Origin of the sequence: Pseudoalteromonas sp. CST2, assembly GCF_028599385.1 — a bacterium.
Classification (GTDB): Bacteria; Pseudomonadota; Gammaproteobacteria; order Enterobacterales; family Alteromonadaceae; genus Pseudoalteromonas; species Pseudoalteromonas atlantica.
In genome coordinates this window covers 1-23,769 of sequence record NZ_JAQREO010000009.1, presented here as the reverse complement: position 1 = coordinate 23,769, position 23,769 = coordinate 1, and the positions used below count along the sequence as shown (strand labels likewise).

The 23,769-nt window shown below is 42.9% G+C and carries 20 protein-coding genes; 8 read left to right on the top strand and 12 right to left on the bottom strand.

Annotated features, from left to right (window positions below; all coding sequences use genetic code 11):
- The first annotated feature begins 57 nt into the window (after window positions 1–57).
- Complete coding sequence (locus PSH41_RS12590) at window positions 58–747, top strand: response regulator transcription factor (protein WP_064387111.1); 690 nt, start codon at window positions 58–60, stop codon at window positions 745–747.
- 129 nt (window positions 748–876) lie between these two features.
- On the opposite strand, the gene PSH41_RS12585 is transcribed toward PSH41_RS12590, so the two are convergent.
- The 4 genes from PSH41_RS12585 to PSH41_RS12570 are packed head-to-tail and all read right to left on the bottom strand — an operon-like array spanning window position 877 to window position 4,003.
- Window positions 877–1,650 (bottom strand): CsgG/HfaB family protein, encoded by a 774-nt coding sequence (locus PSH41_RS12585; RefSeq protein WP_004587046.1) that lies wholly within the window; start codon window positions 1,648–1,650, stop codon window positions 877–879.
- On the bottom strand, window positions 1,650–2,075 hold the full coding sequence (locus PSH41_RS12580; RefSeq protein WP_004587047.1) for a curli assembly protein CsgF: 426 nt from the start codon (window positions 2,073–2,075) through the stop codon (window positions 1,650–1,652). The genes PSH41_RS12585 and PSH41_RS12580 overlap by 1 nt, the downstream gene beginning before the upstream one ends.
- A complete protein-coding gene (locus PSH41_RS12575) occupies window positions 2,065–2,463 on the bottom strand; it encodes a curli production assembly/transport protein CsgE (RefSeq protein WP_064387109.1) in 399 nt (132 codons plus the stop codon). The genes PSH41_RS12580 and PSH41_RS12575 overlap by 11 nt, the downstream gene beginning before the upstream one ends.
- Before the next feature lie 37 nt (window positions 2,464–2,500).
- Window positions 2,501–4,003 (bottom strand): curlin, encoded by a 1,503-nt coding sequence (locus PSH41_RS12570; RefSeq protein WP_273589162.1) that lies wholly within the window; start codon window positions 4,001–4,003, stop codon window positions 2,501–2,503.
- 571 nt (window positions 4,004–4,574) lie between these two features.
- Between PSH41_RS12570 and PSH41_RS12565 the strand changes: the two genes are divergently transcribed.
- A complete protein-coding gene (locus tag PSH41_RS12565) occupies window positions 4,575–7,076 on the top strand; it encodes a S8 family serine peptidase (RefSeq protein ID WP_273589161.1) in 2,502 nt (833 codons plus the stop codon).
- 300 nt (window positions 7,077–7,376) lie between these two features.
- On the opposite strand, the gene puuE is transcribed toward PSH41_RS12565, so the two are convergent.
- Genes puuE through xdhA form a run of 8 tightly spaced genes read right to left on the bottom strand, consistent with a single transcriptional unit; the run spans window position 7,377 to window position 16,437 of the window.
- A complete protein-coding gene (gene puuE / locus PSH41_RS12560) occupies window positions 7,377–8,315 on the bottom strand; it encodes an allantoinase PuuE (protein WP_273589160.1) in 939 nt (312 codons plus the stop codon).
- Between the two features lies 1 nt (window position 8,316).
- Window positions 8,317–9,522 (bottom strand): urate hydroxylase PuuD, encoded by a 1,206-nt coding sequence (locus PSH41_RS12555; RefSeq protein WP_273589159.1) that lies wholly within the window; start codon window positions 9,520–9,522, stop codon window positions 8,317–8,319.
- A gap of 4 nt (window positions 9,523–9,526) precedes the next feature.
- The gene (gene guaD / locus PSH41_RS12550; RefSeq protein WP_273589158.1) at window positions 9,527–10,894 is read right to left on the bottom strand and encodes a guanine deaminase; all 1,368 of its coding nucleotides are present in this window, start codon (window positions 10,892–10,894) and stop codon (window positions 9,527–9,529) included.
- Window positions 10,895–10,896: 2 nt separating this feature from the next.
- Complete coding sequence (uraH, locus tag PSH41_RS12545) at window positions 10,897–11,235, bottom strand: hydroxyisourate hydrolase (RefSeq protein WP_058547809.1); 339 nt, start codon at window positions 11,233–11,235, stop codon at window positions 10,897–10,899.
- Complete coding sequence (gene uraD / locus PSH41_RS12540; RefSeq protein ID WP_273589157.1) at window positions 11,232–11,732, bottom strand: 2-oxo-4-hydroxy-4-carboxy-5-ureidoimidazoline decarboxylase; 501 nt, start codon at window positions 11,730–11,732, stop codon at window positions 11,232–11,234. Before uraD ends, uraH begins: the two co-directional genes overlap by 4 nt.
- The gene (gene xdhC, locus PSH41_RS12535) at window positions 11,729–12,619 is read right to left on the bottom strand and encodes a xanthine dehydrogenase accessory protein XdhC (RefSeq protein WP_058547807.1); all 891 of its coding nucleotides are present in this window, start codon (window positions 12,617–12,619) and stop codon (window positions 11,729–11,731) included. The genes uraD and xdhC overlap by 4 nt, the downstream gene beginning before the upstream one ends.
- Entirely contained in the window at window positions 12,612–14,951 is a 2,340-nt protein-coding gene (gene xdhB, locus PSH41_RS12530) for a xanthine dehydrogenase molybdopterin binding subunit (protein WP_273589156.1), read from the bottom strand. The genes xdhC and xdhB overlap by 8 nt, the downstream gene beginning before the upstream one ends.
- Window positions 14,938–16,437 (bottom strand): xanthine dehydrogenase small subunit, encoded by a 1,500-nt coding sequence (gene xdhA / locus PSH41_RS12525; RefSeq protein ID WP_273589155.1) that lies wholly within the window; start codon window positions 16,435–16,437, stop codon window positions 14,938–14,940. The genes xdhB and xdhA overlap by 14 nt, the downstream gene beginning before the upstream one ends.
- Before the next feature lie 200 nt (window positions 16,438–16,637).
- Here xdhA and PSH41_RS12520 point away from each other — a divergent pair, with 200 nt between their 5' ends.
- The 6 genes from PSH41_RS12520 to PSH41_RS12495 all read left to right on the top strand — a co-directional run bounded on the left by PSH41_RS12520 (window position 16,638) and on the right by PSH41_RS12495 (window position 23,580).
- Complete coding sequence (locus PSH41_RS12520; RefSeq protein ID WP_273589154.1) at window positions 16,638–18,197, top strand: ABC transporter ATP-binding protein; 1,560 nt, start codon at window positions 16,638–16,640, stop codon at window positions 18,195–18,197.
- Window positions 18,194–19,297, top strand: coding sequence for an ABC transporter permease (locus PSH41_RS12515; protein WP_273589153.1), 1,104 nt, complete (start codon window positions 18,194–18,196; stop codon window positions 19,295–19,297). Before PSH41_RS12520 ends, PSH41_RS12515 begins: the two co-directional genes overlap by 4 nt.
- 2 nt (window positions 19,298–19,299) lie before the next feature.
- Window positions 19,300–20,226 (top strand): ABC transporter permease, encoded by a 927-nt coding sequence (locus tag PSH41_RS12510; protein WP_273589152.1) that lies wholly within the window; start codon window positions 19,300–19,302, stop codon window positions 20,224–20,226.
- Window positions 20,227–20,292: 66 nt separating this feature from the next.
- Window positions 20,293–21,360, top strand: coding sequence for a BMP family ABC transporter substrate-binding protein (locus tag PSH41_RS12505; protein WP_273589151.1), 1,068 nt, complete (start codon window positions 20,293–20,295; stop codon window positions 21,358–21,360).
- A 78-nt stretch (window positions 21,361–21,438) separates the two neighbouring features.
- Window positions 21,439–22,815, top strand: coding sequence for a uracil-xanthine permease family protein (locus PSH41_RS12500; RefSeq protein ID WP_273589150.1), 1,377 nt, complete (start codon window positions 21,439–21,441; stop codon window positions 22,813–22,815).
- A gap of 30 nt (window positions 22,816–22,845) precedes the next feature.
- Window positions 22,846–23,580, top strand: coding sequence for a DUF5020 family protein (locus PSH41_RS12495; protein WP_273589149.1), 735 nt, complete (start codon window positions 22,846–22,848; stop codon window positions 23,578–23,580).
- Window positions 23,581–23,769 lie beyond the last annotated feature (189 nt).

The window sequence follows — 23,769 nt, the reverse complement described above, 5'->3', positions numbered from 1 at the left end:
ATTGTAAGTTGTTAATAAATTCGGTAATGTGGTGTAAACATTTCAAGGAAGAAATCTATGCTACAACCACACGCCGTTTTTGTAAAAACCACGTTTCAATCTTCTTTTCACTGTGAAAGCTACACAACTATATTAAAAACCATGCAAGCCATTTTTGGCGATATTAAAATGGACGACGTGATCCCTAAAAACGAGAAAAGGGACAAGTTTGATTTATTTTTAATTGATGGCGCTAAAAATAACTGGCTAGATTTGCTGCCTGCCGACTTAATTTGCCTCGCTAAAAAGCATAAAGTTGTCTTATTTAATGTAGAGCCCAATGCCGTGTGTGAAAAAAACCTACTGTTAAATCATTTCAATGGTGTGTTTTATAAATCAGATGCACCAGAAACTATTTTTAAAGGGCTAGTTAGAATAACCGCAGGCGAGTTATGGTTTACGCGAAAGGTTATATCAAAAGCGTTTTCAGATATTCTCTCGGTTGCCTCTTCGTTTAATAGCCTACAAGAAGATATCACCCTTAAAAAAGGGGATTATGCGCACCTTACTAAACGTGAAAAATCGGTTATTCACTTAATTGCTCAAGGGGCGAGCAATAACGCCATTGCCGATAAACTTAATATAAGTGACCACACCGTTAAAACGCATTTGTACAGTGCCTTTAAAAAAACCAATTCTCGTAACCGTGTTGAATTAGCAAATTGGGCTCAGCGTTACATATCGGTTTTATTACCTATGGCTAAGTAGTTATAGCAATTTTTTAAAAACGATTGTTGTATACACTCATATAAAAAAGGCTACATTATGTAGCCTTTTTTATTTTTAAATTATAGCCTTATACTAATTCGCTTAATCAAGTGTTATTGCGCATTGGTATTACGCTGCTTTTTGTGCCCACAAGCCCCTATCAATTCCTTTTGTAATTAAGTCTGTGAGTGCTTTTTCAATGGCTTGGGTTACACATATGCTCATCGGTTCGTTATCACTAAAGCCGGCTTCAGCTTCGGCTAAGCGTTTGTAGCTTACGTACCTAAAAAATCCTGCACGCATTTCTTGGCTAAGTACTTTTTTGCTGGTGGCTACGCTAAGTAATACTTGGCCGGTGCGAACATCAACTGCGCGTAAATATATAGATATTGCATCTTCACGGTATAACTCAGAGGCGCCAATACCAAAGTATTCCATTCCTAAACCGCCTGTTTTTACATTGGTATCGTAGCTAATAATACCGCCTTCTAAAATTATTTTAGCGGTTGTAAGGGGCGGTAAATCTGGTTGGTTAGGGTTGTCAGATTGGCCTGCACGTATAATTTTTCGCTCTGTTAAAATATTTTGTAAGCCTTCGCGTTCAACCGGTGTAAACCAATCAGACTCGTGCAGTGCTTGCACTAAAATAGAGTTAGCGCCTTGCGTTACTGCCGTTGAAAACGAGCTAACATTAGTTTGCGGTTTGTATTGGCCTGTTTGATCTCTAAACGAATACACAGACACAGGGATACTGCCTACAGGTTTAGGTAAGTTTTTTAAATCACTAAATATTTCAGTGGGTTCTAATGTGGTGGCGACTTGCTGTGAGGGAGGTATTAAGTTTCCCATACTTGAGCAACCGGTTATGGCTAATAGAGTTATTGTTATGAGTATTTTGCGCATTATCCAAACCTCGGAACTTCGATGATCACGACAGAGTCATCTAATATATTGGTTATTTTTACTGTAATAGTGTCGGTTGTGCTGGTGATGACTTCTATTTGATAATCGCCACTCATAAATATTGAGTCTTGGTCAAACAGGCTGTCTTCAATTTCTTCGCCAAACGCCATATCGGTAATTTCTCTTACCATGCGGTTTAAATACGTGCGCTCTAATGAGTCTTGAAATTGCTCGGCGTAGCCTTTTTCGATGGTTGGGGCTTTGTGTTTGTTTTGCGCTTGCGCTTTACTAAGCAGCATCGTGGCATTGAGTGGGTTACCACCAAAGCTTGGATTGATTGGGGTATAAATAATTTCAGTTGCCGAGGCTGAAAAACTAAGTGTTGTTATTATTATAAGTGCTATTTTTTTCATTTTACCATCCATTTACTGCCATATCGGGTGACGATGTTGCCATATTTGAGCGTGCCATCGCGTCTATTACAGTGTAAACAGCTTGCTCAACGCGTTCGTCGAGGGGCGCTAATCTACGTCCTAAATAGGTTACATACACGAGTTGGTTATTCATAATTAGCGAAAGCTTTGTGCCAGCTTTTGGTATTACTGTTTCTCTTATTTCTATATTAAAACCAGCGGTTGAAGGGAGATCTCGCCAGTAATTTGAAAATTCGTAATAAAATTGATGGCCAAAACGACTAATGCTTCTATCAAGCAGTAAGCCATCTATTTCTAGTTCTTGCGCAGCATTGCTTAGCGAAGAAAAAAACAGAAAAAAACTCAGTAGGTAGTAACGTAAGTGAAAATTTTTTTTCATAATAAAATGGGGAGGGTTAACCTCCCCACCTCAATAATTACATTTGCGTAATTGTTGCTGTATTGCCATCACCAATTTGCGTAACAGAAACCGTGCTGTCGTAGCCAATTACTGAGCCTTCAACAAGGTTATCGTTACCTACTTGAGTAACTGTAAACGATACGTTTTCACCGCCCACTAAAAAGGCTGACTGCTCAACGCCGCTTACCCAGTTACCTTCACCTTCTTGTGAAATATCAATACTGTGGCTACTACCTTCAACCATCATATCGACTAGGTTTAACATGCCATCTTGCGCAATATCGATTTGGTTATCGTTACTATCTAAAATACCTGCAAGCGTAACAACTGCCTCGTTTTGAGCACCACTTTGGGCAATATCAATATCGTTATTGTTTGATGTAAGCGATACATCAGGGTACGACGATTGCACCAGCATGACGTTTTCATCACCAGATTGAACTAAATCAACATCGTTACCTGTACCGTTAAAGTTAGCAAGGTGAACAGAGTTTAAGTTGCCAACTTGAGAGGTTGAAAACTCATTATCAGAGCCAATTACACCCATGTAAGATTCGTTAAAGTCACCGTTTTGTAGTGAAGTTAGCTCGTTGTTATCGCCAATTAAATCGGCTGTCATTAAGTTTTCAGCGCCAACTTGCGTTGCTGTCACTTCATTATTTGCGCCTTCAAATAAGTTTGATTCAATTGTATTTAATGAACCTTCTTGATCTAAATCTATTTGGTTATCATCGCCAACAACAGCTGCAAACGTTACTGCATTTGTTAAGCCATCTTGCTCAATTTCAATTTCATTTGCATCACCAGAAATTGAACTAAATGCTACAGCGTTACGGTCGCCGTTTTGTTCAACTTCAAGCTCATTTTCATTACCTTGTAAGCTACTTACTTTAAAGGTATTCCAGTAGCCGTCTTGAACTAAATCAAGTGTATTTTCATCGCCTGAAAGCATGGTGATTTCTGCTTCATGCCATTCACCCTGTTGTAAAGACATGATTTCATTTGCATTACCTTGCATATCCATGTTGTAGAACCAGTGGCCGCCGCTACCTTGCTCTACATCAATAAGATTGTCATCACCGGTTACGATGTTAATCGCTTCGTTATTTACGAAAAAGCCTTGGCCAAATTGGCTAACAAATAACATGTTGTTGTTACCTGTTACCTCAGAAATAAACCCATTAGCAACGCCATCTTGCGAGTACACTTGCGTGTTATTATCGCCAGTTGTTGTTACTTCGGCATAATTACCAAATTGGCTTTGCACAACTTCAGTGTCGTTATTGTTACCTGTGGTGGTAACAAGCATGGTGTTGCTGTCGCCTTCTTGATAAAGAAACGCGTTATTTTCATTTGAAGTTTGGCTGAGGGTTAAGCTGTTTTCTAGACTCTCTGTAGATACCTGTGTACTTAGTTGCGAGCTAGACACTGATTTGTTTTGTGTATCTGCGTGTGAGGCAAAGCTGGTACCGACTGCTAATGCAACAGCGCAGCTTAAAAGTGTTTTATTCAACTTCATTATTATTCTCCTTGAAATAGTAAAATCAAATACCTTAAGTGTTATAAATTTTAATAAGATATTTTCGCTCAGCATGCCGTGCTGAAATAATGGTGTGATCCACTGTTAATTTGATTTTGTAAATCGTTTGTTATTACAAATGCTAAGTTTAAGCCTGTCATTTTTATTAAACATAAAGTGGCTAAACTTTTTTGTAAGAACACCTTCACTGTATTCTCCCCGGCGAAGGACTTAAATCATCTTTTTTTACCAATTTTATTTTTTATGTATTTCATCGAGTTATAAAAAAGTATTTATATAGGAACAAAACTAGGAAGGAAAACTAGTAAAAATGTTTGGTCCTTAAAAAGGTAAAAATGGCGGACGGTAATTCATAAAAATGACTGTGTTGTATGTTTTTTTGTTAATCAGTCTGGTTAAAAATGTTGATTTTTAGTTGTTTGTTATTTTTTGACTTGTGTAAATCCATATTTATTAGTTTTCTAGTTCTATGCCACGTGATCCTCTTGTATTTGAAGTTGTAAGTAAACTTACTTAGTACGGCTAAGTTAAACCAACTATGGATAGAACAATGAAAACAAAATTATCTATTATCACTCTTGCTTTACTCCCGTGTTTAGCTGCTGCAAAACTACCTGATGCAGGTGTTAAACACCCTGTTGTAGCAAGTAGTGATGCAGTAATTGTTAAATACAAAAAAAATGCATCAGCACAAATGCGTAAACAAGCGCGTTCGTTAGTTAAAGCAAAAATTTCAGATGTAAACGCTGATGAAATTGATGATAACTATAAGTCTTTACTTTCTGGGCGGTTAGCTAAGTTTAAAATTTCGGGCATGAGTACTAAAGAAGCCATTGCGCGCTTAAAATCTCACCAAGCGATTGAATACGTTGAGCCTGATTACCAAGTAAGCATTGCTCAAACGCCTGATGATCCGCGCTTTGATGAGTTATGGGGTTTAAATAACGACGGCCAAACAGGCGGTACTGCCGATGCTGATATTGATGCAGTAGAAGCATGGGATATTTCGACAGGTAGCCGCGATGTTGTGGTAGGTGTAATTGATACCGGTATTGACTATAGCCACAGCGATTTAGCTAGCAATATGTGGGTTAATAGCAGTGAAGTGCCTGGAGATGGCATCGATAATGACGGTAACGGCTTTGTAGATGACGTGCACGGTATTAATGCAATTACCAACAGTGGTGACCCTATGGATGATGAAGGCCATGGTACTCACGTATCGGGCACCATAGGCGCAAGCGGTAATAACGCAACAGGTGTTGTAGGCGTTAACCACGAAGTATCGCTGGTAGGGTGTAAATTTTTAGATGCTGCAGGTAATGGCTCAACATCAGATGCAATTAAGTGTATTGATTACATGGTAGGACTTAAAAATGCCGGTGTTAACTTACGTGTTTTAAATAATAGCTGGGGCGGTGGTGGTTATAGCCAAGCATTAGCCGATGCAATTGCCTCAAGCGAAGCAGCCGATTTAATGTTTGTAGCGGCAGCGGGCAACGACACCATAGATAACGATGTAAACCCGCATTATCCTTCTAACTACGAAAACGCGAGCGTGTTATCTGTAGCAAGTACGGATCAAACCGATAATATTTCGTGGTTTTCGCATTATGGTTTAACCAGCGTTGATATGGGCGCACCTGGTAGCGCAATTTTATCTACTACACCAGGAGAGAGCTATGCGTCTTACTCAGGCACATCAATGGCGACTCCTCATGTAGCTGGCGCTGCAGCGTTAGTGCTATCTATTAACCCAGAACTTAACACACAAGAGCTTAAAGAATTACTAATGAGCTCTGGCGATGCAAACGCTGCACTGCAAGGTGTAACGGTGGCAGGTACGCGCCTTAATGTTAACCAAGCACTTATTGATGCAGATCCTACACCTGGCTTTAAAATTTCAGCCGATCCACTTACGCAACAAATTGTAGCGGGCCAAGCTACAAATTACACATTTACCATTGGCTCAATTGCCCAGTGGGATGAAGAAGTAACGCTTGAACTATCATCAACATTAAGCGGCGCTTATTTGTCGGCTAGCACGGCTCGCCCTGGTGATGAAGTAATGCTTAACGTTGAAACCGACACTGATACACAGTGGGGTGAATACGAGCTAACCGTTACTGCAACAGCGGATGAAATTGTTAAACAGCAGTCAGTTAAATTAATGATTCAACCGGTAGGCCTAAACGACTTTACCTACAGCAGTAATGCAAGTGTTGATATTCCTGATAACTCGCCAGTGGGCGCCGTATCAGTAATTAATGTACCTGATGATTTAACTGTGTTTGGTACAACAGCGGATGTTGATATTACGCATACTTACTCAGGCGATTTAGTGGTTAAGCTAGTATCAGCACAAGGCACGCAAGTAACGCTACAAAGCAACGTGGGTGGTTCAAGCGACGACATAGTGAGAAGCTTTACATCTGAGTCATTTAACGGTGAAGTGGCAACAGGTGATTGGACGCTACACGTTGAAGATACCGCAGCAGCCGATACGGGTACCATTAATACTTGGTCTCTTACATTAAGCGCTATTGGTGAAGTTAGCCCACAACCACCGCGTGCGGGTTTTGATGTAGAAACACAAGGTTTAACCGTTAACTTTACTGATTCAAGTACGGATGCAAACAACGATATTACACAGTGGAGCTGGGAGTTTGGTGATGGTGCAACATCATCTGATCAAAACCCAATGCATGTGTATGCAGCCTCTGGTAATTATGATGTTGTACTAACCGTAACTGACAGCGAAGGCAATACAAGCACGTCAACGCAAACGGTTGTAGTAAGTGATGTAGAGCTTGAGCTTACTCTTAAACGCGCTAATAAATCTCGCCTTGATACTATGCGTGTAGATTTAAGTTGGGAACGTGTTGGCGCTGAGTCATTAAGCGTATACCGTAACGGTGAGCTGGTTGATACCACATCAGACAACGGCCGTTACCGCGACTACGTACGTGGTGCTACATTACCATCGTACGATTACCAATTATGTGTAACTGAAAATGTATGTTCTAACATCATTACAGTGTCATTTAACTAACTACTCCTAAAGTGACCTTAAGCCCAGCACTGCTGGGCTTTTTTTGTTTTACGATAAATCTAATAAGCTCTTAGAATTTAGTTTTAACGGCTCACATCTAGGCTTTATTATACCAATGCGCATAATTAAGTAATCTATTTTGAGGATGTATAAACGTGTTGAAAGCAAGGCAAAAAATTCGCTATTTAGTCGTTCTCGGCAATTGCTCCTGCATTGCTCTACCTTCTGCATCCATGCAGTCGTAAAAGAGAATTTTTAACGCAAGTAGCGACACGTTTAGCCCCTGAAAATGATTAAGTACTATTGCGGATTGGTATTATACGGATGAGTTTTAAGCCAGTGCTCGGCGATTTGCTCGCGCGTGGCAAACCACACTTGCTCATGCGATTTAGCATATTCTAAAAACCGTGCAAGGGCTTTAATGCGCCCAGGGCGGCCAATTAAGCGACAATGCAGCCCTATAGACATCATTTTAGGGGCGTTTTCATCTTGTGGGTCGCCTTCCTCGTATAGCGTATCGAATGCATCTTTTAAATAATTATAAAACTGATCGCCGGCATTAAAGCCTTGCACTGCAGCAAAGCGCATGTCGTTTACATCAAGCGTATAGGGCACTATTAGCTGTGGCTTACCTTCTTTAATACTGTAAAAGGGTAAGTCGTCGCTGTAATCGTCGGCATCATATAAAAACGAGCCATTTTCTACCACAAGGGCTGCTGTGTTAGGGCTTGTGCGCCCGGTGTACCAGCCTGTGGGCTTTTTACCGGTAAGCGTTTGAATGATTTCAATGGCTTTTTGCATGTGCTCGCGCTCGGTTTGTTTATCTATATGTTGATAATTAATCCAGCGCAGGCCGTGGCTTGCAATTTCGTGCCCAGCCTCAACAAAGGCTTTAGCTATATCGGGGTGGCGCTCAAGGGCCATTGCCACAGCAAAAATGGTGACCGGTATATCGTATTTTTTAAAGAGTTTAAGTAAGCGCCACACGCCTGCGCGCGAGCCATATTCGTAAATAGACTCCATGCTTATGTGGCGGTCTTCTACATGCGGGGCGCTGACTATTTCAGATAAAAATGTTTCGGCCGCTGCATCACCATGCAGTACACAGTTTTCACCGCCTTCTTCGTAATTTAACACTACTTGCACGGCTATACGGGCTTTATTAGGCCAATTGGCATGCGGAGTGTGTGCACCATAACCAATTAAATCGCGCGGGTAGTGTTTAAATTGCTCGCTCATGTTACTGCTCCTTTTTTACTGCGCTAAGCCAAGTGCCAAGCATTTCACGCTCTGCATCAGTCATTTTGGTCATATTTGCCAATGGCATATCTTTGGTAATAACGGCGCGAGTATGAATAAGTGCACTGGCTTTTTTTACATCAGCAAGTGAGTCGAGCTTAAAGCCGAGCGGCGCGGTTTGAAAAAGCTTCGATGTAGGGGTTTCACTGTGGCACTGTCTGCAGTGTTTATTAATAATATCCCACGCTTGCGCATCACTTATGCTTGCTTGTAGCTCATTATTCGCGTTTACAGAACTACTAGGCCACGGTGCTATGGCTAGCATTAACGCAAAAAATGCGGCAATACCGCTTATTAGTACTGAAGGCTTATTAACACCTTGGTGCTTTAAGTTAAAAAAGTGGCGTATCCACATACCAATAATAAAAAAGCCAATAAGCACTAACCAACCAAACTCATGGCTATAGGTATACGAAAAATGGTTACTTAGCATAATAAAAATAACTGGTAGGGTGGCGTAGTTATTATGGACCGAGCACTGCTTTGCTTTTAAGCCCGGCGCTGAATCAGGAATGCGCCCAGCTTCTACTTCGCTTACCATGTAGCGCTGTGCAGGCATAATAATGTGATATACATTACCGGCCATACAGGTACCAATTAATGCACCAACATGAATATACACCGCGCGGTCACTAAATAGCTGATCAACCCCATACGCCCATAACGCTAAAAAGCCTACCCCTAGGGCAATAAATGCTTTGCCGTTTTCAACAAGCGGGCTTTTACACAATAACCGATATACACCATAGCCTAAGCCTATAAAACCAAGTGATGCACCAATAGCTGCAAACTTACTGAGCTCACTTTTACTGGCATCAAGTAAATACACATCTGCGCCCACATAATATAACAGCGTAAATAACAGCGCGCCGCTGATCCAGGTTGTGTAGGCCTCCCATTTAAACCAATGTAGGGTAGAGGGCATTTGCTCTGGGCCATTTTGATACTTAGCCACTTCGTAAAAGCCGCCGCCATGAATAGCCCATAAATCGCCTTTTATGCCTTTATCTTGTTTCCATTGTGGCGGTGTTTGTAAGTTATTATCAAGCCACACAAAATAAAATGAGGCGCCAATCCACGCTATACCTGCTACCACGTGAAAGTATCTAAACACCAAATGAGCAAGCTCAAATAAATAGTTTTCCATCGGGTTATGCCTCTTCTAAATCGGGTGTGGGTGTGGGTGTGGCTGCAAACTGGGCTTGTTCGTCGCGTTTATACACGCTTTTACCCATAATGTAGGTTTGTTCAATACAGCGGTCGTCGCCTAGCATCATCATGGCAAAAAGCTGCTCGTGCAGGGTTTTTGCATGGCCAATTCTGAATTTTAAAAATGAGGTAGCCGCGTAATCCATGATAATAAAATCGGCTTCACAGCCTATTGCAAAGTTACCTATTGTGCCTTCTAAATCAAGCGCTCGTGCACCGCCTAAAGTAGCTAGGTACATGCCTTTAAACGCTGAAAAGCGCTGGCCTTGTAATTGCTGAATTTTGTACGCTTCGTTACCTGTTTGTAGCATAGAAAAACTTGTGCCTGCGCCTACATCGGTACCCATACCCACATTTATTCCATGTTCTTCACAAGCTTTTAAATTTAATAAGCCCGAGCCTAAAAATAAGTTAGAGGTAGGGCAGTGCGATATAGCTGCGCCCTGATCTGCAAGACAGCAAAGCTCACGTTCAGATAAATGAATACTATGGGCAAATACCGAGCGTTTACGCACCATTTTAGCTTGCTCGTAAACGCCAACGTAATCTTCGGCTTCAGGAAATAACTCTTTTACCCATTCGCACTCGTCTTTGTTTTCAGATAAATGGGTATGCAGGTAGGTGTCGGGGTATTCTTCTAATAATTGAGTACATTTTTGTAGTTGTTCAGGGGTTGATGTAGGCGCAAAACGTGGCGTTACTGCATAGCTTAACCTATCAACATTGTGCCATTTTTCTATCAGTGCTTTTGATTGATCGTAACTGGTTTGCGCGCAATCTGATAAGTCATCTGGGCAGTTTCTGTCCATCATTACCTTACCGGCAATCATGCGTAAATTACGTTTTTGTGATTCGTTAAAAAATGCATCTACCGATTGCGGGTGCACAGTGCCAAATACCAAGGCGGTAGTGGTGCCATTACGCAGTAGCTCATCTAAAAAGCGATTAGATATGTCTTTTGAATAATGCTCACAGGTAAACTTTTTTTCAGTGGGGAAGGCGTATTCGGTAAGCCAGCTTAAAAGCTGCTCGCCATACGCACCAACCATTTCGGTTTGCGGTAAATGTATATGCGTGTCTATCATGCCGGGCATTACTAATTTACCATCGTGGCGAATAATAGTGGCTGACTTATCAATGCTTGGCAGTATGTCTTGCTCGTAACCAAGGTTAACCACTTTGCCGTTTTGAATAACTAATGCGCCTTTTTCAAAATAGCGATGGGCGCTTTCGCCTGCTATAGCTGGGTCGTCAACAAAATCGAGTATGTTGGCACAAATTACGGTTATTTTATTATTTTGCGTGCTCATAATTAGCTGCCTCTGTACGTTGAGTAGCCAAATGGGCTAAGCAATAATGGGATGTGATGATGCTTTTTATCTTGCAATCTAAAGGTTATTTGCGCCTCTGGGTAAAATGCTGGAGTAGGTTGGTTTTCATAATAACTATCTAAATCAAATACCAACTTATAGGTGGCAAATTCTACGTCTGTATTGAGCCAGTCGGTAATTCGCCCGTCGCTATTTGTTTTACCTTGAGCAATTAATTGCCACTCGTTATTAGTGAGTAAAAACAATTGTACAGCTACATTGGCTGCAGGTTTACCTGTGCTGGTATCGAGAATATGGGTAGTGATAGGGCTTTTATTCATAGCAATGACTCCAATCTTATTTTTGTTATTTTGGCTTGTTCGCCCGCGGCTATATTAAGCTCTGTACTGCGGGTGTTGTGTATGCGCTGCTCAATAAGTTCAAGCATTTGCTCAGCACTTTTGCCGCTGGCACACACAATAAATATAAAGCCAAATTTACTGAGGTATTCTTTATTTAGCGCAATCATTTTTTTAAGGGTTTGTTCGTTTGCTTTACTCATGCCTGATTGTTCGTGCCCCGCTTTTTGCGCTGTAGCGGCGTACTTTTTACTTAATGTTGATAAATCGCCAATTTGCGGGTGGCCTTCAAAAGCGGCTAAATAATCGCTCTCACCTAGGCTATCCCATACGCTTTGAGCGCTCTGAAATAGGTGCTCTTTATTTTCAAATGGCATGGTATTTAGCATACCGCTTACCCAGTTAGGGGCGGCGCAGCAATGCTCTAAGGCTTGATACGCTTGCGCTGCATTTAGGTTATTAATTTTTAAGCTACTCATGCGTTTTCTTCCTCTTGCGTGGTGCTAATTAGGGCATTTTTAAGTGCACGCCATTGCACACCTTGGCGTTTGGGCGCATGGGTTTGCATAGCCTGATAAAGGCCAATTAACTGCCCGCTAATTGATATTGCCACTTCCATAGGGAGCTTTCCCGTTACATTTTCTAGCCCAACAGGGCAGACCATTTGCTTTATTTGCTCGGTGGTAAAATCGCGATGAGCTAAGCGCTGCTTAAAGCGTTTTGCTTTGGTATCTGAGCCAATTACGCCAAGCCAATTGGCATCAGCGCGTTTAATAATGGCTTGTGTGAGTGCAAAATCGAGCTGGTGGTTATGGGTTAATATTAAGTAATTGTTAGCTTTAGGGGCGCGTTTTACTTGCTCTATTGGCTCTTCATCAACCACTTTTACTACGTTATTAGGAATAACTTGTGGGAATACATCGGCGCGGCTATCTATCCAACGTATACGCATAGGCAGCTGTGCCAATATACCAATAAGCGCCTGTGCTACATGGCCTGCGCCGTATATGTCGAGGGTAAAGCGCTCGCATTGCATGCACTCAAGCATCACTGTGGCAGCTCCGCCGCAGCACTGGCCTAAATTTGCGCCTAGGTTAAATTGCTCTATCACTTGGGCGGCCTCGCCTTTGGCAAGTAGCTCGCGTGCTTTTTCTATTACTACGTATTCAAGGTGACCACCGCCAAGGGTATCGTAAATGTGCTCGCCGCTTATTACCATTTTAGAGCCTGTGCCACGTGGGGTTGAGCCATTAGTTCCCAGCACAGTGGCAATAACATAGTTAGTGCCGCTTTGTTCGTGCTCGTTTATAGCTTGCGCCCAATTTTGCGTATGAAAACCCTGAAACGACTCATTTAAATTAGCCATGTTGCTGCTCCTTAAACCAGCTAGCGGTTTGCTCAATTGCATTTAATACACGCTCAGGTGTGGCAGGTGTATCAAGTGGGGCGGTGTATTTGTAATCGGCCACACTGCTTATAGCATTACGAATAGCACTCCACACGCTAAAGGCCAACATAAACGGCGGCTCGCCAACCGCTTTTGATCTAAATACCGTGGTTTCTGGATTGGCCGAGTTATATAAATTTACATTAAATTCGGCAGGGGTATCGCCAATTGCAGGAATTTTATAGTTAGCAGGGCCAAAGCTTGCAAGCTGGCCTTTATCATTCCATTGTAAGTCTTCGGTGGTAAGCCAGCCCATACCTTGCACAAAAGCGCCTTCAATTTGGCCTATATCAAGTGCAGGATTAATTGAGCTGCCCACATCGTGCAGTATATCAACGCGGGTTACGGTGTTTTCGCCTGTCAGCGTATCTACTTCTACTTCACTGAGTGCTACGCCGTGTGCGTAGTAAAAAAATGGCCGGCCTTCGCCTTTCGCTCTATCGTAATGAATTTTAGGCGTGGCGTAATAACCGGTTGATGAAAGCGATATACGATTCATGTAAGCAAGGTTTGCAAGTTCGCTAAAGCTAATTTCGCCTTTACTAAAGGTAATGAGGTTATCTTTAAATACAATACTTTGGCTGTCTACTTCAAAGTGCTCACTTATAAAGTTTATTAAACGCTCTTTTATGGTATTTACCGCATTTAGCGCCGCCATGCCGTTTAGGTCAGTCCCGCTTGATGCGGCGGTTGGCGAGGTGTTTGGTACTTTGTCGGTACGAGTAGCGCTTATGCTTACTGCGTCAAAATCAACGCCAAAGCCATGGGCTACTATTTGCGCTATTTTTGTATTAAGCCCTTGGCCCATTTCGGTGCCGCCATGATTTAAATGAATTGATCCATCACTATATACATGCACTAATGCACCCGCTTGGTTTAAGTGCTGTACGGTAAACGATATACCGTATTTAACCAGCGTCATTGCAAGGCCTTTTTTGATAATAGGCGATGATGCATTAAAGGCTTTAATTGCCTTTTTTCGCGCCCAGTAATCACCTGACTCCTCAAGCTGGCTTATCATATCTTTTAAAATATGCTGCTCTACTGTTTGATGATACGGCGTAGTGTCGCGGCCTTTTTTGTATAAATTAAGCTTTCGGATCTCAAGCGGATCTTTACCTAATTTAGCGGCTATATCGTCCATTATTAGCTCGCCCATGATCATGCCTTGCGGGCCACCAAATCCTCTAAAGGCGGTGTGGCTTACGGTGTTTACTTTACAGCGGTTCCCCTTAATTGTGGCCGCGGGGTAGTAATAAGCGTTATCAGCATGAAACATTGCGCGGTCGACAATAGCATCAGATAAATCAGGCGAATAACCACAAAACCCATTTACGGTTACATCAGCGCCTTCAATTAGGCCATTTTCGTCAAACCCTACATGGTATTGATTATAAAATGGGTGGCGCTTACCGGTAAGTTTAAAGTCGTCGCTGCGGGCTAGGCGCATTTTAACGGCGCAGCCAAGGTAGTAAACTGCAAGGGCTGCAAGGCAAGCCCACGGTGCGCCTTGGGTTTCTTTACCGCCAAAGGCTCCGCCCATGCGGCGGGTTTCTACATTTACAAAGCTAAATGGCTTTTTTAAAATTTTAGCAACTAAGTGCTGCACCTCTGTTGGGTGCTGGGTAGAACATTGCACATGAATCCCGCCATCGTTGTCGGGCTGAGCAAGTGCTATTTGCCCCTCAAGGTAAAAGTGTTCCTGTCCGCCTATGTGTATTTCACCTTTAAGTTGGTGGGCTGAATTATTTATGGCTTGCTCGCTATTACCGCGGTTAAGTGAGTGTGGCGGCCTTACCCAGTGCTCTTTTTTAATCGCTTCTTTAATATCAAGTATGGGGGTGGTTTGCTCGCATTCTAAAACCACTAAGCGAGCAGCGCGGCGCGCAATGGCGTAGCTTTTGGCAACCACTACCAGCACAGGTTGTCCGTGGTATTGAATTTCGTGATTGGTTAATAGCACATCCCCAGGGAATACTGGGCCAATATCAAGCTTACCGGGTACATCATCGGCCGATAAAATACGTTTAACGCCTTCAACTGCCAGTGCGAGACTTGTATCAATTGATTTAATAAAGCCGCTGGTAATGGGCGCAAGTACAGGGTAGGCGTGTAAGCAGCCATGAGGCTCTGGGTTATCGTCGGCGTAGTTTGCATTGCCACATACTTGTTTTATTGCACTTTCGTGGTACTTAGATTGGCCAACGCTTCCGCCTTGGGCTTTTAGTTTATCCATTTCAAAGTGACGCATGTGAAATCCTCGTAATGGCAATGTTGTTATTATTTTTACTGCTTGGCTGTGCACCGCAAAACTCAATACCAATACGCTGTAGCAAGTTTTTGCTTACCGTAGTGCGGTAATGTGCGCTGCTGCGTACATCGCTCATGGGAGCAAAGTCATCATTTATAGCACTAGCGGCATCTATAAAGGTGCATACTTGCAAGGGCTGAGCATTAAGCTTTTGCTCTATGTGCGCGGCGCGTTTTGGTATGGCAGCCATACCGCCCATGGCGCAGCGGGCATTGCTAATTACGCCTTGCGTTTGCTCTATAGCCAGCACTAAACACACAGTAGATATATCATCTTCAAAGCGTTTTGAAATTTTATGACACGCAAGCTTTAACGAGTCTGGGCGTTTAGGTACGGTAATTTTGCTAATGACTTCATCGCTTTTAATGACTGTTTTTTTGTAATCAACAAAGTAGTCGGCCACGTTTATTGTACGTGTGCCTGCTGCGCTTAATAAATCTAAAGTGGCATTAAGTGCAATGAGTAAAGGAGCTGGATCGCCAATAGGAGAGGCGTTTCCTATGCTGCCACCTAAGGTGCCACTGTTACGTACTTGGTTAGAGCCTAGGCGTTCAAACAGCTCTTTAGACTCAGGGTAGTAAGTGTAAAACGCTTCAACAAATTGGCTGTAAGGGAGTGCTGCACCAATATGTAGCTCGCCGCTGTTATCGCTTAAAGTGCACAGCTCTTTAGCTTGGCTGAGGGATATTATTACATCGGGCAATAGCATGTTTTGGCTAAGCTCAATGGCAAAGTCGGTGCCACCAGCAACCAAGTGTGCCTGCGGGTAACGCGCTTTAAGCTCAACAAGTTGCGCTGCACTTTGCGGTAAATAAAACGTACGAGGTCCATTTTTTAAACAAGGAATGTCATCACCTATATTTAGTGATGCCTTAAATTGTGCTGCCATGGCAGAGTAAGGCTCATTTTTACGCTCGTAGCTATAAGCTTTTTCAACTGCAAGTAAAATAGGGCTGTAACCCGTACAACGACATAAATTACCCCCTAGCGCATGAATAGCGGCTTTTTTACCTGGGTAAGTCGGGTTATTAATATAAAGCGCCAACATGCTCATTATTATGCCAGGGGTACAAAAACCACATTGCGAACCATGGCACTCAACCAATGCGCGTTGCACCGGATGTAAATCGTTAAGTGTAGGGTAAAGCCCTGTTGTTACAGCCTCTACGGTTACTATGTGTTTTGCGTGTGCATTACCTAATAAAATCAGGCAGCTATTCATGGTTTTATAGTGCCAAACTGGCTCACCGTTTGAGTTTAGTTTTTCTTCGCCAACTAAAATTGTGCATGCGCCACAATCGCCTGTTGCACACCCTTCTTTGGTGCCCATTTTCCCTTTTTTGGTGCGAAGCCAGTCCAAAATGGTGAGATTCGGCGCGCATTCTTCTACTTCTATTGGCGTGTCATTTAATAAAAACGTAATCACACAGACCCCCTTAACTTTTATAAAGCCCTGATATGTAAAGGCTTGGCGTATATTTTTTCTTGTTGTTTTTAAGCAGGTAAGAAAAAAACTTTTTCATCTTGGTAAGTTAATTGCAGATACCATGCCATTGTTGACCGTTTGGTCAGCTAAGTTTCTAGGCTAGCTTATTTAACCAACAAGCACAAAGAAAGGTTTAAATAATGGACAATAAATATCGCCTTACTATGCAGGGAATGACAAAGCAGTACCCCGGATGTATAGCCAACGACGGCGTAACAATAAAAATAAAACATGGTGAGGTGCATGCCCTGCTTGGTGAAAACGGCGCGGGTAAAAGCACGTTAATGAAAATGCTTTACGGTGTAGTTAAACCTGACCAAGGGGACATGTTTTTTAATGGTCGTAAAATGGACATAAAAGAACCCGCCGATGCCCGCGAATTAGGCATAGGTATGGTGTTTCAGCATTTTTCGTTATTTGAAACCCTAACAGTTGCGCAAAATATCGCGTTAGCGCTGGGCGATTTAGCAGGGCATAGCAGCACACTTGCTAGCAGAATTAGTAAAACATCGGCTAGGTACGGCATGCCGCTGGACCCGCATAGGTTAGTGTCTACGCTTTCAACAGGCGAGCGCCAACGAGTAGAAATAGTCAGGTGTTTATTATTAGATATTCAACTGCTTATTTTAGATGAACCCACCTCGGTACTCACTCCGCAAGAAGTAGACGCACTGTTTAAAACCCTGCATTCGCTTAAAAAAGAAGGCTGCTCGGTGTTGTTTATTAGCCATAAGTTGCATGAAGTTATTGAGCTGTGCGACAGCTCCACTATTTTGCGCGCCGGCAAGGTAAGTGGGCATTGCATTCCTAAAAACGAAACCAGCGAATCAATAGCTCGCTTAATGGTAGGCGGCAGCACCCCGATAAGTAACCAAACACGCAGAGCGACTGGCACAGGTGATTTTTTAACAGTCGATAACTTATCAACCAGTGCGCAGGCGTTATTTGATATTGCGCTTAAAAACGTGAACTTTGCCGTACAACAAGGCGAAATAGTCGGTATTGCAGGGGTTGCCGGTAATGGGCAAGAGGAGCTATTAAAAGCGCTTTCGGGAGAGGAGCCACAAAAAAATAGCAACGCAATAAAATTTAAAAATACCGCTGTTGATGCGTTATGCCCTCTAAAAAGGCGCAGGCTCGGGCTTGCATGCGTACCCGAGGACAGGCTAGGGCGCGGCGCAGTCCCTGATATGGATTTAGCGCACAATGCACTCCTTACCAGTTTTGATAGTGGTTTAGTTAAAAAAGGCTTTTTAGTAAAACAAAAAATTAGCCAACTCGCCGACAAAATCATTAAAAAATACAACGTAAAAACCCCCAGCAACCGTACTCACGCAGCAAGCCTTTCGGGCGGTAATTTGCAAAAGTTTATTATTGGCCGAGAGGTTGAGCAAAACCCACAATTGCTGGTTATGTCGCACCCTACTTGGGGGGTAGATATTGGCGCGCAAGTTGCCATTCACGAGGCAATTTTATCGCTGCGCGACGAAGGCTGTGCAGTACTGGTTATTTCAGAAGATTTAGACGAGCTCTATAAAATTTGTGACCGAATTGGCGCAATTTGCGATGGCAAACTCTCGCCTATTTTAAATACCGACTGTGTACCACTAGTGCAATTAGGGCAGTGGATGGCGGGCGATTTTAATCACGACACTAAAAGCAACACAGCAAAAATAACACCGCAAGGAGCGCCGGCATGATAAAGCTTGAACCCCGCGTAGAGCGCTCAAACACATGGAGTTATCTCTCTCCTGTTTTAGCCATTTTACTCACTTTAATAACAGGTTATGTGGTGTTTGCCTTACTAGGGCACGACCCGCTTAATGCCTTATATACCTTACTCGTAGCGCCTATTTCTGACTGGTATGGCGTTACCGAGCTATTAGTAATGACCATTCCAATTTTATTATGTGCCTATGGTTTAGCGCTGTGTTACAGGGCGTCGGTGTGGAATATAGGTGCTGAAGGGCAGCTACTGATTGGCGGCGTATGCGCCAGTGCCGTAGCTGTTAACTTTGTTGACTCTACAAGTTCTTTTGCATTAGGGCTTACATTACTTGCAGGTATTGCCGGTGGCATGCTGTGGGCAGGCTTAGCTGCCTTTATGAAATTACGTTTAAACACCAACGAAATTTTAGTCACCATTATGCTCAATTACATTGCCGTTAATGTGTTGCTGTGGTCAGTACACGGGCCATTAAAAGACCCATACGGTTATAACTTTCCTGAAAGCGCCTTATTTGGCGATAGCACTTTACTACCAGTTTTATTTGAGGGTACTCGCCTTCATTTAGGGCTTGCATTTGCGCTATTAGCGCTGTGTGCCACATGGGTATTTATTAGTAAAACCTTTGTGGGTTTTCAAATACAAGTACTTGGGCTTGATGCATCAGCTGCCAAAATGGCGGGCTATAAACGTGCGCTTTTAATTGCTGGTGTATTGGTAATAAGTGGCGGGTTAGCTGGGCTTGCAGGGGCTGGCGAGGTGGCTGGGCCTATAGGGCAATTAGTGCCGCAAATATCCCCCGGTTATGGTTACGCCGCAATTATTGTGGCCTTTTTAGGGCGCTTACATCCGCTTGGGATCACCTTGGCTGGGCTGTTAATGGGGCTTATTTATATGGGCGGTGAAATGGCGCAAATAGAAATTGGCCTACCCAACGCCATTACCGGTATTTTTCAGGGCTTAATGCTGTTTTATTTACTCTCGTGCGATGTGCTTATTGGTTATCGCATTAAATTGTTACTGCCATTTAAACAACAAATAACGCAGCTAACACCCATCGCACAGGAATCTTAAACATGGATTTAGAGGTATTCACAAATATTTTATACGCCACTATTCGCACCGGCACGCCTTTATTGCTGGTGGCTCTAGGTGAAATTGTATGCGAAAAAAGCGGCACACTTAACCTTGGGCAAGAGGGCATGATGTTATTAGGCGCGGTGGCAGGGTTTATAACCATGTACCAATGCGACAACCTCTTTATAGGCTTTAGCGTGGCTGCGCTTGTGGGGGTTATGGCGTCGTTAGTATTTGCGTTTGTAGCACTTAATTTAAATGCTAGCCAAGTGGCTGCCGGGTTAGCGCTAACTATTTTTGGCACGGGCTTGTCGGCATTTTTAGGTGTTGATTACGAGGGCAAAACTATTAATGCCTTACCTACTTTAGCAGTTGCAGGGTTTGAGCATATTCCGCTACTGGGTAAAGCATTGTTTTCGCAAGATGCCATTGTGTATTTAAGTTGGGCATTAGTACTTGGCGCTTATTTATTTTTTAAATACCACAGGGCAGGGCTTGCGGTACGCGCCATTGGTGAAAACCCAGGCGTTGGTAATAACTTAGGCTTGCCTGTAATGCGTACTCGCTATTTAGCGGTGATGTTTGGCGGCGCAATGGCGGGTATTGCAGGGGCGTACTTGTCGCTTGCTTACACCCCCCTTTGGACACAAAACATGACCTCGGGTCGAGGCTGGATAGCACTGGCTTTAGTGGTATTTGCAAGTTGGCGAATTGAGCGGGTAATGCTAGGCGCTTATTTATTTGGTTTTGCCAGCATTATGCACTTAGTGGCACAGGCGCTTGGCTTAGCGGTGGATTCTAATTTACTGGCCATGCTGCCTTATGGTGCAACGCTTATAGTACTGATTATGCTAAGTAAAAATAAACAAAAACTAAAAATGTACGAACCTATGTGGCTAGGTAAGCCTTGGCATAAGGGCCATTAAAATTTTATACAAAGAGTAACAATAAGCCTTCAACAGGATATTAAAAATACAACACGGAGAATAACAATGAAAAAACTAATAACAGCGCTTGGCGTAGCACTTAGCTTAGGGTTCAGCGCGAGTGCAATGGCAAAAGACAGCGTAAAAGTAGGGTTTGTATATGTAAGCCCGATTGGCGAAGCTGGTTGGACTTACACCCACGATGTAAGCCGCCGCTACCTAGAGGATAAATTTGGCGAAAAAATAAAAACCACCTTTGTAGAAAGCGTGCCAGAGGGCGCCGATGCAGAGCGAGTTATTACACAACTAGCCAAAAGCGGGCACGATTTAATATTTACCACCTCGTTTGGCTACATGAACCCGACCATTAAAGTGGCTAAACGTTTTCCTAACGTAAAGTTTGAGCATGCAACAGGTTATAAACGCGCTAAAAATGTGGGCACTTATTTTGACCGTATTTACGAAGGGCGCTACTTAACCGGTGTTATTGCTGGGCACATGAGTAAATCTGACAGTATTGGCTATATTGCCGCGTTTCCTATTCCTGAGGTAATACGCGGTATTAACGCGTTTACTTTAGGCCTGCGCTTAGTAAAACCTAACGCAAAAGTAAAAGTAGTGTGGGTTAATAGCTGGTTTGATCCTGGTAAAGAGCGCGAAGCTGCCGACAGTTTAATCGACCAAGGTGTTGATATTATTACCCAGCACACCGACTCTCCCGCCCCACTTCAAGCCGCAGAAGCCGCCGGAATATACGCGATTGGTTACCACTCAGATATGAGCGGCTATGGTAAAAAAGCGCACCTTACGGCGCCTGTGCATCATTGGGATGAGTTTTACGCCGAGCGCGTGCAGCAAGTGCTTGATGATAAATGGGAAACGCAAAATGTATGGAAAGGCATAGATGCCGGTATGACCCGCTTAGCGCCACTGAGTAAAGACATTCCTGCCAATGTTGTTGCAGAGATAGAGGCGATTAAAACCAAAATTGCCAACGGCGAGTTTCATCCATTTAGTGGCCCAATTAACAATCAGCAAGGTGAGCTGGTAACTAAAGCGGGGCAAACAATTGATGATAAAACCTTACTGGGTATGGACTTTTATGTAGAGGGTGTTGAAGGGCAGCTTAAATAAGCGTCACTGTATTTAAATTAAAACTTGGGCAGGGCGTGTATACCTTGCCCATATTAAAGCGCTAAAAGGATGTTGTCTATGTCAAACCAAGAAGCAATCTCAGAAGACATAATTTACGCAGTAGATGATAAACCAGGGCTGACCGAATCTTTTTTTGCTGCCCTGCAACATGTACTGGCAAGTTTTGTAGGTATTATTACGCCCACGCTTATTATTGGTGGCGTGTTGGGGCTTGGTAGCGAAATACCGTATTTAATTAGTATGGCGTTGTTTGTATCGGGGGTTGGTACATTTATTCAGGCTCGCCGTGTGGGGCCTGTTGGCTCGGGGCTTATATGCGTACAAGGCACCAGCTTTGCGTTTTTAGGCACTATTTTGGCAACCGGTTTTACCGTAAAAGCCACTGGAGGCGGAATCGATGAAGTACTTGCCACCATTTTTGCTGTGTGTTTTTTAGCAGCCTTTGTAGAGATATTTATTAGCTTTTTTATAGAAAAACTTGGCAAAGTAATTAAGCCTGTAGTGACCGGTGTGGTGATCACCACCATTGGGGTTTACCTCATTAAAGTAGGTATGACCGACATAGGCGGCGGGCAATGGTTATTAACTAATATGCCTGAAAAGTTTGCCTCGCCAAGCAACTTAATTGTGGGTTTTTCGGTGGTGGCGCTGGTGGTATTACTAAATGCTAGCAAAAATCAGTGGGTAAGGCTTACCGCTGTAGTCGTTGCCATGTTAGTAGGGTGGTTACTTGCTCTTATTTTAGGTATAGCCAAATTTCAAATGGGCGAATTTGATTTAATCGCCATGCCATTACCATTCAAATATGGTTTTAATATTGATTTTGGCGCCATGATTGCCTTTAGCTTTTTATACCTAATTACCGCCATTGAATCCACAGGCGATATAACTGCTAACTGCGCAGTGTCTAAATTACCGGTAAAAGGCGCAAGCTATTTAGCGCGTATACGCGGAGGTATTTTAGGCGATGGGGTTAACTCAATGATTGCTGCCGCATTTAATACGTTTCCTAATACCACTTTTAGCCAAAATAACGGCGTTATTCAATTAACCGGTGTAGCAAGTAGATACATTGGCCTGTGGATTGGTGTAATTTTGATTATTTTAGGGTTATTTCCGGTGATTGGTGCCGTGCTACAAAATATTCCTAAACCAGTGCTAGGCGGTGCAACGCTTGTTATGTTTGGTACCGTGGCAGCCGCAGGGGTAAAAATTCTTGCAAGCGAAAAAATAAATCGTCGTAGCTTACTTATTATTGCGGTGAGCTTAGGTATGGGGCTAGGGGTAAGCTTTGTGCCCGAAATGTTTATAAATGCGCCTAAGCTGGTAACCGCTATTTTTGGCAGCGCTGTAACGGTATCGGGTTTAACCGCCATCGTTATGACGCTTGTTTTACCAGAAAATTATTCAGCAAGTACAGATCATCTTAACTAGACTAATAATATTATAACAAAGGGATTAACAATGAAAATTACAACAATTAAAAAATTAGCCTTAGTAAGTGCTATCGCGGTGTGTTCAAGTAGCGTGTCGGCAAAAGAGCTGTGGTCAGATTTTAGTATAACCGCCATGACCGGCGCCGATTACCTCGAGCCGTTCTCGGGGGAGGAAGATGACAGAAGTGTAGTAACCATTGAGCATGCATCGGGGCATACATGGGGCGGTACCTTCTTTTTTATGGATAGATTAAGTAACCCCGATGAAGTATACGGAGAGCTAAACATAAACCCAACGCTTTACAAGCCACAAAACAGCTTTGTTAAAGAGGTATTTTTAGGCCTACAAACAGAATATGGCTCGGGCGATACCGATCAAAATAACTACTTATTAGGTGGCGGCGTATCGTTAGATGTACCAGGGTTTCAATATTTTAATGTGGCTTATTACCGTCGTTTTCAGGACGATATTGACATAGAGCGTGAAGATAACAACCAAATAACCGTAACGTGGGGCTATAACAAGGGTAACTTTAGATACGATGGCTTTTTAGATATTGTTGACAGTACCGACACTATGTTTGGTAAAAGCGAAGGCGGTTTTAACTTTACCTCACAACTTAAATACAACATTGCTCCTATGCTTGGCCTAGACACAGGTCGCCTTGATGTAGGTATAGAATACGTATATTGGAAAAATAAGTTTGGTGTAGATGGTCAAACAGAGCACAACCCAAACCTAATGGTTAAATGGCATTTTTAAAACTTTAAGCGTTACAGAATACAAAAAAGGCTGCTAGTTAATGCAGCCTTTTTTGTACATTAAACTGTCTTGTCCTGAAATGTGTTTACACATTTAGGACTTATTTTATGAAAACCACTAAAACTAAAGACGTTAAGCGTACTCAGCGAGATTATACATTAGGCTTTAAATTATCTATTGTTGAGCAAG